General features: G+C 43.5%; 15 protein-coding genes and 1 rRNA gene. 9 read left to right on the forward strand and 7 right to left on the reverse strand.

What is annotated here, in order from left to right; translation table 11 throughout:
• Complete coding sequence (locus K0625_RS15750) at nt 1-477, forward strand: type II secretion system protein M (RefSeq protein WP_220110559.1); 477 nt, start codon at nt 1-3, stop codon at nt 475-477.
• 30 nt (nt 478-507) lie between these two features.
• Nucleotides 508-1,266 (forward strand): type II secretion system protein N, encoded by a 759-nt coding sequence (locus K0625_RS15755; protein ID WP_220110560.1) that lies wholly within the window; start codon nt 508-510, stop codon nt 1,264-1,266.
• Between the two features lie 873 nt (nt 1,267-2,139).
• On the opposite strand, the gene K0625_RS15760 is transcribed toward K0625_RS15755, so the two are convergent.
• Both K0625_RS15760 and yrfG read right to left on the reverse strand, forming a co-directional pair.
• Nucleotides 2,140-2,808, reverse strand: a complete 669-nt coding sequence (locus K0625_RS15760; RefSeq protein WP_220110561.1) for a hypothetical protein — start codon at nt 2,806-2,808, stop codon at nt 2,140-2,142.
• A gap of 669 nt (nt 2,809-3,477) precedes the next feature.
• Complete coding sequence (yrfG, locus tag K0625_RS15765; RefSeq protein ID WP_220110562.1) at nt 3,478-4,143, reverse strand: GMP/IMP nucleotidase; 666 nt, start codon at nt 4,141-4,143, stop codon at nt 3,478-3,480.
• Nucleotides 4,144-4,317: 174 nt separating this feature from the next.
• Between yrfG and nudE the strand changes: the two genes are divergently transcribed.
• The 4 genes from nudE to K0625_RS15785 all read left to right on the forward strand — a co-directional run bounded on the left by nudE (nt 4,318) and on the right by K0625_RS15785 (nt 7,488).
• The gene (gene nudE / locus K0625_RS15770) at nt 4,318-4,863 is read left to right on the forward strand and encodes an ADP compounds hydrolase NudE (RefSeq protein WP_220110563.1); all 546 of its coding nucleotides are present in this window, start codon (nt 4,318-4,320) and stop codon (nt 4,861-4,863) included.
• 63 nt (nt 4,864-4,926) lie between these two features.
• Nucleotides 4,927-5,739 (forward strand): 3'(2'),5'-bisphosphate nucleotidase CysQ, encoded by an 813-nt coding sequence (cysQ, locus tag K0625_RS15775; protein WP_220110564.1) that lies wholly within the window; start codon nt 4,927-4,929, stop codon nt 5,737-5,739.
• A complete protein-coding gene (locus K0625_RS15780) occupies nt 5,732-6,193 on the forward strand; it encodes a GNAT family N-acetyltransferase (RefSeq protein WP_220110565.1) in 462 nt (153 codons plus the stop codon). The genes cysQ and K0625_RS15780 overlap by 8 nt, the downstream gene beginning before the upstream one ends.
• Before the next feature lie 5 nt (nt 6,194-6,198).
• Entirely contained in the window at nt 6,199-7,488 is a 1,290-nt protein-coding gene (locus K0625_RS15785; RefSeq protein WP_220110566.1) for an MFS transporter, read from the forward strand.
• Between the two features lie 28 nt (nt 7,489-7,516).
• Here the strand turns inward: K0625_RS15785 and mnmH are convergent, their stop codons facing one another.
• The 3 genes from mnmH to K0625_RS15800 all read right to left on the reverse strand — a co-directional run bounded on the left by mnmH (nt 7,517) and on the right by K0625_RS15800 (nt 10,949).
• Nucleotides 7,517-8,623, reverse strand: a complete 1,107-nt coding sequence (mnmH, locus tag K0625_RS15790) for a tRNA 2-selenouridine(34) synthase MnmH (protein ID WP_220110567.1) — start codon at nt 8,621-8,623, stop codon at nt 7,517-7,519.
• Complete coding sequence (selD, locus tag K0625_RS15795; protein WP_220110568.1) at nt 8,623-9,663, reverse strand: selenide, water dikinase SelD; 1,041 nt, start codon at nt 9,661-9,663, stop codon at nt 8,623-8,625. The genes mnmH and selD overlap by 1 nt, the downstream gene beginning before the upstream one ends.
• 179 nt (nt 9,664-9,842) lie before the next feature.
• The gene (locus K0625_RS15800; RefSeq protein WP_220110569.1) at nt 9,843-10,949 is read right to left on the reverse strand and encodes a fatty acid desaturase; all 1,107 of its coding nucleotides are present in this window, start codon (nt 10,947-10,949) and stop codon (nt 9,843-9,845) included.
• Nucleotides 10,950-11,103: 154 nt separating this feature from the next.
• On the opposite strand from K0625_RS15800, the gene fabR reads away from it, so the two are divergent.
• Entirely contained in the window at nt 11,104-11,715 is a 612-nt protein-coding gene (gene fabR / locus K0625_RS15805) for an HTH-type transcriptional repressor FabR (RefSeq protein WP_041418397.1), read from the forward strand.
• Between the two features lie 56 nt (nt 11,716-11,771).
• On the opposite strand, the gene trmA is transcribed toward fabR, so the two are convergent.
• Nucleotides 11,772-12,869, reverse strand: a complete 1,098-nt coding sequence (trmA, locus tag K0625_RS15810; RefSeq protein WP_220110570.1) for a tRNA (uridine(54)-C5)-methyltransferase TrmA — start codon at nt 12,867-12,869, stop codon at nt 11,772-11,774.
• Nucleotides 12,870-13,103: 234 nt separating this feature from the next.
• On the opposite strand from trmA, the gene murI reads away from it, so the two are divergent.
• Nucleotides 13,104-13,904: a glutamate racemase gene (gene murI / locus K0625_RS15815; protein WP_220110571.1), complete on the forward strand. Its 801-nt coding sequence runs from the start codon at nt 13,104-13,106 to the stop codon at nt 13,902-13,904.
• A gap of 290 nt (nt 13,905-14,194) precedes the next feature.
• On the opposite strand, the gene K0625_RS15820 is transcribed toward murI, so the two are convergent.
• Nucleotides 14,195-14,665: an RNA recognition motif domain-containing protein gene (locus tag K0625_RS15820; RefSeq protein WP_065204557.1), complete on the reverse strand. Its 471-nt coding sequence runs from the start codon at nt 14,663-14,665 to the stop codon at nt 14,195-14,197.
• 725 nt (nt 14,666-15,390) lie between these two features.
• Here K0625_RS15820 and K0625_RS15825 point away from each other — a divergent pair.
• Nucleotides 15,391-15,498 (forward strand): 16S ribosomal RNA (locus K0625_RS15825); the annotation flags it as partial.

The following is a 15,498-nucleotide window of genomic DNA, read 5'->3' on the forward strand; positions in this document are numbered from 1 at the left end:
ATGGATAATCTAAAAGCTTGGTGGAATGGTTTAGAGCTACGTGAACAACAACTCGTTGGTACATGTGGTGTGTTTCTCGTTGTAGGGATTCTCTATTGGGGGATCTGGACACCGATCGCCAATGCAGAGCTCGATGCTGAACGTGGCCTACAGGCGCAGCAGAACACCTTAAATTATGTCAAGCAGACAGCGAATAAGATTGCTGGTTTAAAAGAGAGTGGCAATAAAACCAGCTTCAGAGGCAGTTTGAGTGCAGCCGTGAATCAGAGTGCAGGTACCTATGGCCTTGAGATCACACGTATGCAGCCTCAAGGAAATAAGATACAGATCTGGATGGATGATGTACCATTTGATGCCTTGTTGGCTTATCTGAATGATCTGGTGCAGGGAAAAGGTTTGTCTCTTGATAGTATTGACCTTGCTGAGTCGGATCTACCTGGCTTAGTGAAGGTTCGCCGAATCCAGCTTTCACAATAAAGAGCTGATGGTTTTTATTAAGGTGTAGTAGTGAATTTAACGAAAAAGATTATTTTGGGTGTGGTGATCTACTTAGGGTTTATCATCGCACTGTTTCCGGCCAGTGTTGCCGTAAAACTGGCCCCATTGCCAAATAATATCAGTGTGTCTGGTGTTTCAGGAACGATCTGGTCAGGAAAAATTGAAACCTTGAGCATCCAGAGACGACAGCTTGAGCTGGTTCAGTGGCAGTTAAGCCCTTGGGGACTCCTTTTAGGTAAGGCGAATTTAGATCTGGTTATCGGTAATCGTGGAACGGCGGTTAATGGCAAGGGGTTAGTGTCGCTCTCTGGCTCAGGTATTGATGCCGAGGGGTTAAGGTTTGAGGCGCCAAGCAGCTTTCTGCTAGGCAATACCCGTTTACCGTTTCGCACTGAAGTCAGCGGTGAGATAAGCCTGTTTGTGGATACGCTTCAGCAAGGTATTCCCTTGTGTGAGCAGCTAAATGGCAAGCTTTTTCTTAATACTGTTCAGGTCAAAAATCAGTTTGGCAATTATCCACTAGGCGATATTGAGCTTGGACTGAGCTGTGAAGATGGTAACGTCAAAGTACGCTCCGATGAGCAGATGAATCAACTTGGCTTTGATGGCACTGTGTTAGTAAAAGCCGAGAAGATGGTTCAGGTAAGCGCCAAGATTAAAGAGACCGCTTCACAACCAGCGGATCTGAAGAAAGCATTAGCCTTCTTGGGTAAGAAAGATAGCCAAGGTTATTATCCGATTAGTTATCAAGGACGTTTACCCCTTTAATGCAAGAAAGGGGTTTTGCTTGTTTATACCAATCGGTATAAAGATTTGATCGCTCAGCGAGAGTTTAGCGGTTCTGGGGCAAGGCAACGAGTGCAGAGCATAGTTATTCTACGGTTAAGCTCGTTAACGCAGTATCAGAACCGATAAAACTCGCCTGTAAGGAGTATTTTTGGCTGCCTACTTCTGTGTTGAATGAACTCACAAGGGAATAACCATTCTGTCATTCATTCGCCTTGAATTAGCTTGCCAAAAAGCACTCTGAGTAGATGAACTTCTTATACTGATTGGTATTAGTTAGCTGACTTGCCTGATAGCAAGTTTGAAGTATCTTTTGGGGTTAGTTTTACTGGTTCCATTGGGCTGGTTTGGTATTTGACTTATTTGCTGAATACCATAGCTTCATTGGTATTTATTGCTTGCAGCAGGCCGATGTGTAAACACTTCTGTGACACAGCACAAGTATATCTGACCTCCAAGGATGGAGGAAATGCAGAAAAAATGTCTGGAACATTTTCTGCCCTGTGGGCTCTACGACTTCAAACAACGTCCATGTTTACCGGCCAGTTCGATATCCCTATTTCTCGCTCAAAGAGTTCCACTTCGTGTAACTTCGCCCTGCTGTCGAAGGTCACAGCCGCGTTCACACCTGACTAAGGCTTCAACATAAGTATCTCTTCGATTTAAGTTCAGTCTTGTAGCTCATTTTTGGACAAAAGTTCATTAGAGGTAAAGCTCTTAAGGTGATGAGTATCATTAGGGAAGTATGGCAATCGGGTATACGGTAACGCCTGCCGTAGCCGCCGCAAAAAATGGCGCTTGTTTTGCGGTCGGTTGCCAGCACTTGTTATGTCATATTTTTTGTTTCTTTCGGGACTACTCGCCTTTATCAATAGCCTGTTGGTAAGGACTATCCTCAACTTTAACCCGTATTTCGTAAACCTTCTCAATCATTTTAGGATTATGTTTTAAAGCTTGATGTATTGAACCTAAAATAGTACGAGTAGGATCAATCATAGGATAGTTTTCAAGCAAAAGTTCTTTGGCTTCCTGAAAGGCTCTAATTATATGTCTCTTTAGATATATGAGATGCTCTCCAAATGCAAATGTTTGATCATCTTCATATTTAGACTGCATTTCTTTAAACAAGCCTCTTTTCCCAAATTGTCTATTGAAAAATATCCCAGCGCCTTTCCGTTCTTTATTAGGTCCTTTAGTTCTACCACGATGAATTCTGTTATCTTCATTAATATGGCATACAGCATGCCTTACAAAATTAATTAGATCAGTTACATCCTTAACTCGTTTTTTAGAACGTTCTTGCAATTCAGTTGTAACTAGAAGGTCATCAGTAAAATCAATTCTCTTGCAATAGTATTGAACCTTAGACATTAAATCATCCAAGCATATAATCAAGTCTATGAATGCAGACCTCACCAATGGGTGTCTATGATTTCTCTCCTCAAAAATATCTGTATTGAGGATTTGTTCAATTCGATTTAAGTCTTCAATAATCTGTAATTTATCTTCAGCACTTAATTCCATGTGAACCTCGATGATTCAAAAGACATAACAGTATATTAGCCTGAATTTCGAATAAGAACGGTCTTAATAAGAACAGGTTGCCAGTACTTTAATCATTCAAGATTAATAGAAAACCAGTGTCTCAACAATGAGTTAAAACATAGAAAGAGCTCAATCCTAGTTTCTTTGCATGAGTGGAGCAAAGAACCCCCATGATTGCATAAAGTGCAATGTTCATGCAGAAAGAAACGTCACTTGGCCCCAGCCCGCATGATAATTAGGGCTCAGGTTTTGTTTGTTGCACTTCACATTAGTTAGTTATTGCAAAAGTTGATAAACAGAATGTAAATAAACTTCTTCGCTAGCTAATGTTGGACATAGACGAGTGGCAAAACTAAGCCAAATCGAAGAGATTCATGAAGTTAGTGTAGATTCGGCTGCGAGCTTCGATTTCAAGGATGAAATCGCAGAGCGTATAGGGATATATTTACAGCTTCTCGTAGAAGTATCTGCACATAAGCACGCTGCAAGCGATAGGTACCAATTGTAGGTATGACCTTCAATAACCCAACTTAATACAAACTCAACTAAAAGCTATCAAGCTAGATCCTACTATTACCAGCAAGAGGGAGTTTGGGGTGACGGCTAACGGATAAAAATGTCATTGGCGTTCATTCGAACGCCAAAAACTTATTTTGCTAACAGGTCATCCAGCAGAAGGTGATAATCCCCAATAGCGGGAAAGTCGCTAAATACTTTATGGGGTTTCTGGCTGTCTGGGTTAGTGATCCCGAGTTGATGGCCAACACCTGCATCTCTGGACGCTTGTAAAATCACTTCGCTGTCGTCGATAAATAGGCAACGTGATGGGTCTAAGGAGAACTGCATAAAGAGGTGCTGCCAGAAGTGTGGATGCTCCTTGGGGTATCCGGTTTCATGGCTTGAAAGCAGCTGATCTAGCCCAAGTGCTAGGTCTGTATGTTCGAGCTTTAAGGCTAGGCTGTTGGGGTGGGCATTGGTGACTAAGATGCGGGATTTATTCTGTGTACCAAGGGCCTTAAGAAAGGGCATGCTGTCCTGCCTTAGCTGAATTCTGTCCACTAAGGTTTTATGTAGATTTAAGATATCTAGCTGTAGCTCCTCCTGCCAGTAGTCGAGGCAATACCACTCTAAGGTGCCAAATACTTTTCCGTAGGCGGCTTCAACTAGCTTGATGGCTTCTTCAGTGTCGATACCTCTTTGCCGGCTGAGCTCCTGTGGTACCAAATTTAACCAGAAGTGGTTATCGAAATGAAGGTCGAGTAGGGTGCCGTCCATATCGAGTAAGACTGTATCTATCTCATTCCAGGGAAACATATGACGAGTTCAAATCCTTTTCTTGTGGGGTTATTTGAGTTTGTCATCAGCAGCTGTTGAAACGCATGCAGTGAACATCTCTTTTATTATCTTAATTCAATTTGCGTTCTTTGAAGAAATTTGAGTATATGTAGTAAGATTATACTGAAATATCAATTTTAGTCAGGGACTTTCATGAATAACAAGAAGCCAGAGATTTTAGGCGCAGAGATTGTTGCCCAGAGTCGTTTGTTTAAAATTGAGCAGGTGCATCTGAAGTTTTCTAATCAGGTCGAGCGCCATTATGAGAGGATGAAGGGCAATAATCGTGGTGCTGTGATGGTTGTCCCTGTGTTGAACCGTGACACTTTACTGCTAGGGCGTGAATATGCCGCTGGCACTCACTCCTATGAGCTAGGTTTCCCCAAAGGCTTGATTGATCCTGGTGAAGAGGCCCATGAGGCAGCTAATCGTGAGCTGCAAGAGGAGATAGGTTACGGTGCTAGAAAGCTCACCCATCTGATGGAACTGAGTCTAGCTCCCGGTTACTTTGCCAGTAAGATGCAGATTTTCATTGCTGAAGATCTCTATGAAAGCCAACTCGAAGGGGATGAGCCAGAGCCTATTGAGCTAGCTCCTTGGCCGATCGAGAAGTGGCAAGGTCTGCTTGAGAGGGAGGATTTTTCTGAATCTCGAAGCGTAAGTGCCTTGTTTTTAGCTTTGAAATACCTAAAACTGTAATGGTGTAGCAAGAAATTTAACTCTTTTTAAATCTGTAAGTAGTTATAGGCTGTTGGAGCAGTTATGAAGCCAGAAGATTATGTAGAGCAGGCCATTGAGATCGCTATAGTTGCGGGGAAGAAGATCCGTGATATCTATCTTAAAGGGACGTTTGAGAAAGAGACCAAGTCAGACAACACGCCTGTCACTTCGGCTGATATTGCCGCGCACAATATTATCACCTCAGCACTGCAGTCATTAACACCAGATATTCCCGTTTTATCTGAGGAAGATGCCGACATCCCTTTTTCGACACGTCAGCACTGGGATCGCTACTGGTTAGTTGATCCCTTAGATGGCACTGGAGAGTTTATCGCTGGCAGTGGTGACTTCTCGGTGATTATTGCGTTAGTTGAACATAATCGTCCTATCATGGGGATTGTTTATGTGCCGATGACTGAAGTGTGCTACTACGCGATAGCAGGTTTAGGTGCCTATAAGCGTGACGAGAGATCTGAAGTCCGCATTATGAGTCATCAACTTCCTCAGAGTAAAGATCCCGCCTTAAAGTTGGCCGTGAGTCGTCGTCAGGATCCCAAATCTGTTCTTAAACTGTTTAGCCACTCTAAGCACTGCGATCTTATTGTGCTCGGTGGAGCCGCTCTGAAAAGCTGCCTCATTGCCGAAGGTAAAGCTGATTGCTATGTACGCATCGGCCCGACAGGCGAATGGGATACTGGTGCTGCGCAGATCATCGTTGAAGAGGCTGGCGGTCAGATTATGGATATCAGCTTGCAGCCACTCACCTATAACGAGAGAGAAAGCTTAGAAAACCCTAACTTTATCGTGGTTGGCTCCCCTCAACTGGAGTGGGATCAGATCCTGATTAATGAGTGATGTCGTCCAGGTATCTCTGGCTCAGAAGTCGGATCTTCGAGCCATTGATGCGTTAGAGCAAAACTGCTTTTATGGCCACTCCTATCCAGATTTTTTCTTTAGGCAAGCATTGGATTGCTGGCCGAATGGCTTTTGGGTTGCGAAAGATAATCAAGGTAATGTTATTGGTTATCTACTGGCGTCTACGAGTGATAAACCCAATGTTTGTTGGCTTTTATCGGTTGCTGTAGCGGATATTGCTCGTGGAAAAGGGGTTGGGTCAAAACTGATATCGCAGCTTATTAACGCGTTGGCGAGTGATATTAATCAGATCAATTTAACTGTGGCTCCCGACAATCCAGCCAAAGCCCTCTACCTAAGATCTGGCTTTACTGAACAAGGTTTTGAAACCGATTATTTTGGTGAGGGAGAACCTAGGTTACTTATGAGCTATTTTAGAGCGGAGCACACCTAAGGTTGATGTTATTTAGCAGACGTTTTTTCCCCTATTTTGTCACTCAATGCCTAGGTGCATTAAACGATAATGTGTATAAAAACGTACTGCTTCTGATGGTGGCTTATGCCAGTGTCGATCAGCTACCTATGTCGATAAATTTGTTTGTTAATATCGCTGCGGCTGTGTTTATTCTTCCCTTTCTGCTGTTTTCAGCCCATGCAGGCTCACTGGCTGATGTTAAAGATAAAGCTTGGCTTATCAGACGGATTAAGCTGGTTGAACTTGTACTCATGTTGTTCGCTGCGTTAGCTATTTTTAACCAAAGCTACCTCGCTATGCTGTTTTTACTCTTTCTGATGGGAACGCAATCTGCTTATTTTGGACCCGTGAAGTATGCACTTCTGCCCCAGACACTGAAGCCGGAGGAGCTAGTTCGTGGTAATGCCTGGGTGGAGGTGAGTACATTTCTTGCCATTTTGTGTGGCACCGTTGGTGCCGGTGTTTTGGTTTCCAGTGACCAAGGCGTCGGTATTAGTGCGGGGTTAGTTGTTCTTTTTGCAGCAATCGGTGTGTTTGCCAGTTGGAATATCCCCGATTTACCCGCAGATATCGATGCGCATAAACAGCCTAGGAAAGGAAACTGGCAAACGCTTAAATGGGCATTTCAGCAGCGCGATATTTGGGCGGCTATTACAGGTATCAGTTGGTTCTGGTTTCTTGGTGCTAGTTATCTGACTCAGTTTCCTAATTTTACTCGCTTGTTTCTCTTTTCTGATCCCAGTGTGGTGTCGGTATTACTGGCACTCTTCTCAGTTGGTATTGCTGCTGGCTCCTTTATCTCTGTACGCCTTTCTAAAGGGAGAGTTGAGCTTGGCATTGTCCCATTAGGCTTATGTGGCCTGACTCTGTTTGGTATCGACTTTGTGTTGGCGATACCTGCTGGGGTTGAGTCTCTGTATCAAGCTAGCAGTTTTGTGATGAGCGCAGAGCATTACCGTTTGATGTTTGATCTCTTTATGATTGGAGTCAGTGGCGGTGTGTATATCGTTCCTCTGTATAGTTTTATCCAGTCTAAAGCTAAAGCGTCTGAGCGTGCTCAGGTCATCGCCGCCAATAATATTCTTAATGCACTCTTTATGATCACATCGGCAATCTTGGCGATAATCGTACTGCAGTTATTGACGTGGGATATTCCTACTCTGTTTGTGATACTTGCGAGTTGTAATCTTTTAGTGCTGCTATTTATCTGTTTGAGAAACGAAGTGTTTCGCCAGTCTGCATGTCACTTTTGGGTTAAAAAGCCAAAAAAATAGCCCTTAAAGAGGGCTATTTTTGAGCTTGTTATCTGTTTCGATAGTGATCTAACCACTCATGCATCGCTTGATGTGAGCCTTTGAAGATGACCCTTTCCTGTTTCTGTTCAAGCTGATACTGATACATAGGATCGTAGTACCGAGTAAGCAGCAATGATATCCATTCAAGATGACCTTGAGTGTCATTTTGTTGTAGTTGGATATTCAATGCTTTGGAGATGATGGTTTGAAATTCATCATGCAGTTGGCCACCGAGTCGCTTCTTAATACTGGTGATGCTCTGACTTAAGTATTCACTAAAGGCGGTGAAACCCGCTTCTTTACCTAATCTTTCCACATAACCTGAATGCATCTTGTGTACGTATTCATTGAGCAAGCGGGTTAGCCTAGTCTCCTCGGGCTCCTCTAGCACTAAAATATCGGCGCTCTGCATCCCCTCATAAAATGCTTTAGGGATAGCGGAACGTCCAATCAAAAAGCTCTCATCTTCGACAAGCAGGCACTGCTCTTCTCTCTCTTGATGTTTAAGTAGGGCGGCAGCAAGCTGATTTTCAAAGTTAATTTGAGTCGGCTGCCCCTCATGGTAACGGCCAAAGCTTGAGCCTCTGTGGTGTGCATAACCTTCAAGGTCAACGGCTTCGGATCTCTGCAGCAGGAAGTCTGTTTTACCACTGCCAGTGATCCCGCTAAGGATAAACATTGGCTGCTTAGCTGGTGCGTTATCTATCACCTCAATCAGGTACTGTCTCATGGCTTTGTAACCACCTTCGACATAGGGAATATCAACACCAGCTTCTTTGATCCACTGCTGCGAAAGTTGAGAGCGTAAGCCACCACGAAAACAGTAGAGGTATGCATCTGGGTGCTGTTTGATAAACGCCAGCCAGGCATCAACTCTTTGCTGCTTTACCTTACCATTCACTAAAGAGTGGCCTAATGCGATAGCGGCATCTTGTCCCTGCTCTTTATAACAGGTTCCTATACGCTGACGCTCACTGTCCTGCATCAGAGGAAAGTTTGAACTCGAGGGAAATGCCCCCTTGTCGAACTCTATCGGCGCCCTAACGTCTATCAAAGGATGCCCGCTGAGCATGATCTCTCGATAGGCTGTTTTAGGGATGATGTTCCTGCTCATTAGATCAGTTCCACTAAGGTGGATTGTTCGGAATTTGTCAGAGTCCCAATACAGTTAGCGGTGATACCATGGGCTGTTAGCAAAGCCGAGAGCTCTGCTTCTGCTTCACTTGAAACTGATAACAGTAGGCCGCCACTGGTTTGAGGGTCGCAGATAATTGCTTTTTCGATATCAGTTAATTGAGGTAAATGCTCACAATAGCTCTCGAAATTTCTGTGGGTACCGCCAGGAACACAGCCTAGTTCAAGATATTTTTCCGCTTTCGGTAGCAAAGGTAATGCAGGAACCGAGATTTGAGCATTGAGTTTGGCGCCTTGGCACATCTCGATAAGGTGGCCAGCTAACCCAAAACCTGTGACATCTGTCATCGCATTCACGCCTGAGATCTTAGAGGCTAAAGCCCCAATTTTATTCAGCTGACACATGGCATCTACGGCTATCTGAGTATCTTCAGCTGCGATCTTTTTCTGCTTTTGGGCTGTGGTTAAGATGCCTATTCCTAATGGCTTTGTTAGATAAAGCTTATCACCAGATTTAGCCGTGTCGTTTTGCTTAAGCTCACTCAGTGGAATTTGGCCCGTTACCGCCAGGCCAAATATAGGCTCTGGTGAGTCGATACTGTGGCCGCCAGCGAGCATAATACCCGCATCGGCGCAGGCTTGACGTCCTCCGTCAACGACCTGTTGTGCAACCTCTGCTGGTAAGGTGTTTATTGGCCAGCCTAAAATGGCGATTGCCATCATTGGAGTACCACCCATGGCGTAGATATCGCTGATGGCATTGGTGGCTGCAATACGACCAAAAGTAAAGGGGTCGTCGACAATAGGCATGAAGAAGTCAGTCGTGCTAATAATGCCGGTTTCGTCATTAAGCTTATAGACGGCGGCATCATCTCGAGTTTGATTGCCGACCAGAATGTTTGGATCTTCAAAAATAGGCAGTTGAGTTGCCAGTATTGTGCTGAGGACTTTTGGAGAGATTTTACAACCACAGCCAGCGCCATGACTGTATTCGGTAAGCTTGATTTCTGATTGTAGCATTGGCACAAAGTCCATAGTGATTTGGTTAATCAGCCATAATAGACCTATCGTTAGGCCACTTCAATCAAGACAAGTGTTCTGTTTGCAACACAGTGATAAGGACTGTGAAATTTAGAGGGAAATGAGGGCTCTCTATCAAGAAGAACCCTCACATGCTGACTGGCACTATGCAATTGGTACTATGCGTATGAGGCCATTAGCAGTTGCCAGTTCTTCTGTTGTGCTTGGAAGCGTAGCTTTAATTCATCCACTTGTTGCATGAGGTGTTGATTAGCCAGTTGCTGTCGCTTGGCTTCAAGTAACTCTTTTTTCGCCAGGTAGTAATCAGCAAGATGTCTCTTAAGAAGTTCATATTCAGCCTGTAGCTTCTCGAGTAGCTCATCGCCATTGGGGAGGAGGGCGATACGATTTTGTGTCCGCTTAAGCTGCATCTGTAGCTTGGCACTCTCTATACGTTCTTGAGGTGTTATACGTAGGTCTTTAGCTAGACCGCTCCAACTTAAGGCTTTTATTAACCATTTTGTTGGATCGTACTGCCACCAACGAATGCCATTACGGTAATCATTTTCAAAAATATGATGGAAGTTATGGTAACCCTCACCATAGGTTAGCAGTGCGATCACACCATTATCCCTTGCAGTATTCTTATCGGTATAGGGTTGGCTGCCCCACACATGGGCCAGCGAATTAATAAAGAAGGTACAGTGGTGCACAACAACTAGTCTTAGCAGGCCTGCCATCAATAACATGGCTAACATATCACCGTTGAGCCAGCCAATAAAAGCGGGTAGACCGATATTCATCATTAACGCCAGTGCTAGGTAGTGCTTGTGCTGCCACATTACTATCTTGTCATTTTGTAGATCACGTACGTTTTTATAGTCGTGATACCGCTGAGCCTGATACTCCCTGAGCATCCAACCGATATGGCTATACCAGAAGCCCATTTTAGCTGAGTAGGGGTCTTTGTCATTATTATCGACATGCTTGTGGTGCACTCTATGATCTGATGACCAATGTAGTGCGCTATTTTGTAGTGCTAAGGCGCCGCCTAAAGCATAAAGAAAGCGAACAGGTGCTTTCGCTTTATAGGTTTTGTGGGACCAGAGTCTGTGGTAACCGGCCGTGATTGAGAGGCCACTGGCAAAAGCAAAGCCGATAAAGGCAAGCCATTCTAAAATGCCATAACCATAGGTTAGACCGTACCAAGGAACGAGTATTGCTGCACCAAGAAAGGTGATAGTGAAAAGGGCTACATTTGTCCAGATGAGTGGAGGTTTCGTCATTATTATTATCCAGTTAAACTTTGAGCGTACATCTGTACGCTAATTTAGCTGCTGAAACTGGATTGGTCAAGGTAGAAAGGTGATCTAAGGGCTGTGTTTTGGTAGCAAAAAATGTATGATCTTGTGTTAACACTTAATTTGCGGAACCGCTATGATGGGCATTAGAGCACAGCAGAAAGAGAAAACACGCCGAGCATTAGTCGATGCAGCGTTTAATCAATTGAATGCTGAGCGGAGTTTCTCAAGTCTGAGCTTGCGTGAGGTTGCACGCGAAGCCAAAATTGCACCGACCTCTTTCTATCGTCATTTTAAGGATATGAATGAGCTGGGCCTTACTATGGTCGACGAAGGTGGTTTAACCCTACGCCAGATGATGCGTAAAGGGCGTCAACGCGCTGAAGCCGGTGGCAGTGTTATTAGGATCTCTGTTGATACTTTTATGGAAGTGCTTGAGTCTAATCCAAACGTCTTCAGGATCTTGCTACACGAACGTTCTGGTACTTCGGCCCCATTTCGTGCGGCAGTTGCGCGTGAAATTGAGCATTTTATCTCAGAGCTCGCTCACTACACAGAAGCGACGGCAAAACGAAGCCCTGAACTTGCCCGTGCACAGGCTGAAGCTTTAGTTACACTTGTATTTAATGCCGGGGCGGCGGCACTGGATATGAAGCGAGTGGATCGTAAGATATTAGCCGACAGATTGGTGATACAGCTTCGTATGGTCGCTAAGGGATCTGAAGCGTTACAGCATAAGATGGACAAGTAATTTCAAAATATAGAAAAGGGCCTTTATGGCCCTTTTCTATTGAGTGCTATGTCGCTCTATTTTCTCTCTAAGAAAACCCCAGATTCCATATGATCTGTATATGGGAATTGATCGAATAGCGCAAAGCGGGTGATCTTGTGGGTTTTGCTTAACTCAACCAAATTGTCGATAAGTGTATTAGGGTTACATGAGATGTAAACAATTCGCTCATAACCTTGCACGAGTTTTACAGTATCTGGATCCATACCTGCACGTGGCGGGTCAACAAAGATGGTGTTGCAGTTATAGCTATCTAAATCGATCCCCTCTAACCGCCTAAAGCTGCGCTTTTTCGCCATTGCATCGGTAAAGTCTTCTGCTGACATACGGATAATTTGTAGGTTATCAATCTCGTTTATCTTAATATTGTACTGCGCAGATTCAACAGAAGGTTTAGCAAGCTCAGTGGCTAGCACACGATCGAAGTTTTGCGCTAGCGCGATAGAGAAGTTACCGTTACCACAATAGAGCTCCAATAGATCGCCTGAACTGTTCTTGGTGACATCAATTGCCCATTCAAGCATCTTAACCGATACTTTGCCGTTAGGCTGAGTGAAGCTGTTCTCTATCTGATGATACTGTAACTGTTCACCATTCACCTGTAGTGATTCGACCACAAAGTCCTTATCGAAGATCAGTTTTTGTTTACGTGCGCGGCCAATAATATTTACGTTAAATTTGCTTGCTAATCTCTCTTTCAGAGATTTTGCTTCTGTTTCCCACTGTTCATCGAGCTGCTTATGGTAAAGCAGAGAAACTAGAATCTCACCACTTAAGGTTGAGAGGAAATCAATCTGGAACAGTCTGTGTCTAAGTAAAGGGTTTGACTTTAATTCAGCGATAAGCGCAGGCATCATCTCATTGATCAATTTGCTGGCAGGTAAAAATTGATCACAGCGAACCTTACTATTAAGTGCTTTATCAAACATGTAGTAGTACATATCTTCGCCATCATGCCAGATACGGAACTCTGCACGCATACGATAATGGGCTGGCTCAGAGCTAAATACTTCTAAATTTGGTGTATCAAAGTCAGTGAATATGTTTTCCAGCTTGATACGTTTTTCTTCGAGTTGCGCATCATAGGTATTAGGATCCATTGCTGCTAAATTCATTTATTGATCACCCTTGGTGTAATAGATCTGCTGGGCATCTCTATTTATGCCACTGTGTGGCGTTATTTAATGCTTATTTAACGCCTTTTAGCGCTAATACACAAAATTGCGAAAATATTTTGGGGCCGAATTATTATACTAGAGAGCAAGGAAGTCCAGTTTCTAGCTTCCGATTTCCAGATTCTTGTGTGAAAATTCTAATATAGCGACCATCACTAATAGCGGAGAGTGGAATTGTCAGGACCCATACTAGTTTTTGATTCAGGCGTAGGAGGTTTATCTATCCTAGATGAAATTAGGAGAGTGCTACCTGATCAAAGCTACTGCTACCTGTTCGACAATGCGCGTCTTCCATACGGTGAATTAGAGGAGCAAGAGCTTATCGATGGATGTGAAGCCCTGATAACAGCAACTGTTGCGCAGCTTGGTGCTTCATTAGTCGTAATCGCTTGTAATACTGCGAGCACTTTAGTTTTGCCGGTATTGAGAGAGGCATTAACCATTCCTGTGGTTGGCGTTGTGCCGGCAATTAAACCCGCCGCTCTATATTCTCAAGCAAAGCATATAGGATTACTTGCGACTCCTGGCACGATTAAAAGAAGTTATACGCACAGTTTAATTCAAGAGTTTGCGGCTAACTGTCAGGTTGAACTTTATGGTTCATCGGAACTTGTGCTACTTGCAGAGAGAAAAGCATCCGGTAAGCAGATACTGCAAGGTGAGATTGCACAACTACTATCTCCTATTAAAGTGTCGGGTATAGATACACTGGTATTAGGTTGTACTCACTTTCCTATTCTTAAAGATGAGATCCAACAGTACTTAGGCGGTGGGGTTTTGCTTCTCGACTCAGGAAAAGCGGTTGCAGCGCGAGTTTCTAGTTTGATAAAAGAAGAGAGCAAGCTAAATAAGCGTCAAAGAGAAGGTTATTCTAAAGAGATGATTGCACTATATACGTTGGAGATTGGTGAAGGGCTTAAAAAGTCATTAGCCGAGTTTGGTTTTTCAACATACTCGAAAGCCCAAACAGGCTAATGATCTTATATATACTCAAGCTACCTCAAGATGCTCGTTTCAGAGCTCCCGTAGGATAGCTGAACAAGGCAGTGATTGAGGATAATGGTTATTCCCTTATTGATATCACTAACGTAGTGCAGGGATTCTACGGGAACTCCCGAAGGGCATGGCGAGAAGCAACATTTTTCTGTGTTATGAAATATTGAATTAGAATAACTAGTCCTACTATTTCATGCCTTGAACTCTGTCACTTCTCGACATGCTGAATCCTGCATCTTGAAGTTGTTTGGGTATAAGCTAAATAAAGATTAAGCTCCAGCTTCCTGGCGCTCACTTTTATCAGCATCTTGTGATTTAGCTTCTCTCACTTTTAATGTACGTTCTTGGAAATCGAATTCATTAAGTTTGTTCATGGCTTTCTTGGCGCCAGCTTCTGACATCTCAATAAATCCAAATCCTTTACGACGACCAGTTTTACGATCTCGTACCAAACGAACTGAGTTTACCGGCCCATATTTTCCGAATAGTTCTTTTACTTCCCCTTCATGTACGCGGTATGGCAGGTTGCCAACATAAAGAGTCATAGTAGGGCCTGTATACTGCTCAACACTTGCAGCATTGTTAGCAGCTGGAGATGATTTGCCCTGAAGTGCGAATACAACACTTGCGATAATTGCACCAGTGAAGAAGGCGATAGCGGCATTTAGGTCTGCGAACTGAGTAAACGCAAATGCGCCTACTATTGCGATAATCAAAACGATAAGAAATGGCTTTTGCATATATATGATCTCTGAAGAATTGATAAATAACTGTTAATAGCAGGTATATGGTAATGAATTATTTACTATTACACTAGTCTATTGCCGAAAAAGTGAACTTGAGCGACTCCTTGAGTAAGGTTTCTATATAGATAAAGTATAGAAATGGCTTTTATTTGGACAAAACAGAGGGGGAATGTATAAAAGTTCATCGAGTGAACATAAATGTTGAAAATAGGGCTTGCGCTCTTCTCTGGCATCCCTATAATGCGCAACCACTGAGACGGCGCAGCAGGCTTCCAGCCTAAAGTAACGGTCACAGTGTGATGAAACAATGAAACGTATTCATCAGGTAGAAAGCGGTTTAAGTGGTTCGTAGATGTGGCTTAGATATAAGAGTATTTATCTCTTCTGTTTAAGAAAGCGTCGCTTGAAAAACTTCTTAAAATAAGCGCTTGACGCCAACCACGGAGAGTGTAGAATACGCCTCCTCAAGCCAGTGACCTAGCGTCAACGGCAGCACGATTAAGTGCAACGCTCTTTAACAATTTATCAAGTAATCTGTGTGGGCACTCACAGGTGTTGAGTTATTCGAAACTACTTCTCACGAGGTAGTCAAAAATTTTCTCAATGAATCACTGAGTGACACATAGTAATATGTAGCTTCATTAACTTTAGAGTTAGTGAAAAACAGTATAATTCATTGAGCCGTTCTTCATCCTTAATCGGATGAGAACAAAAAACTTTAATTGAAGAGTTTGATCATGGCTCAGATTGAACGCTGGCGGCAGGCCTAACACATGCAAGTCGAGCGGAAACAGGAGAGTAGCTTGCTACTTTCGCTGTCGAGCGGC

This window comes from Shewanella nanhaiensis (assembly GCF_019457885.1).
GTDB lineage: Bacteria > Pseudomonadota > Gammaproteobacteria > Enterobacterales > Shewanellaceae > Shewanella > Shewanella nanhaiensis.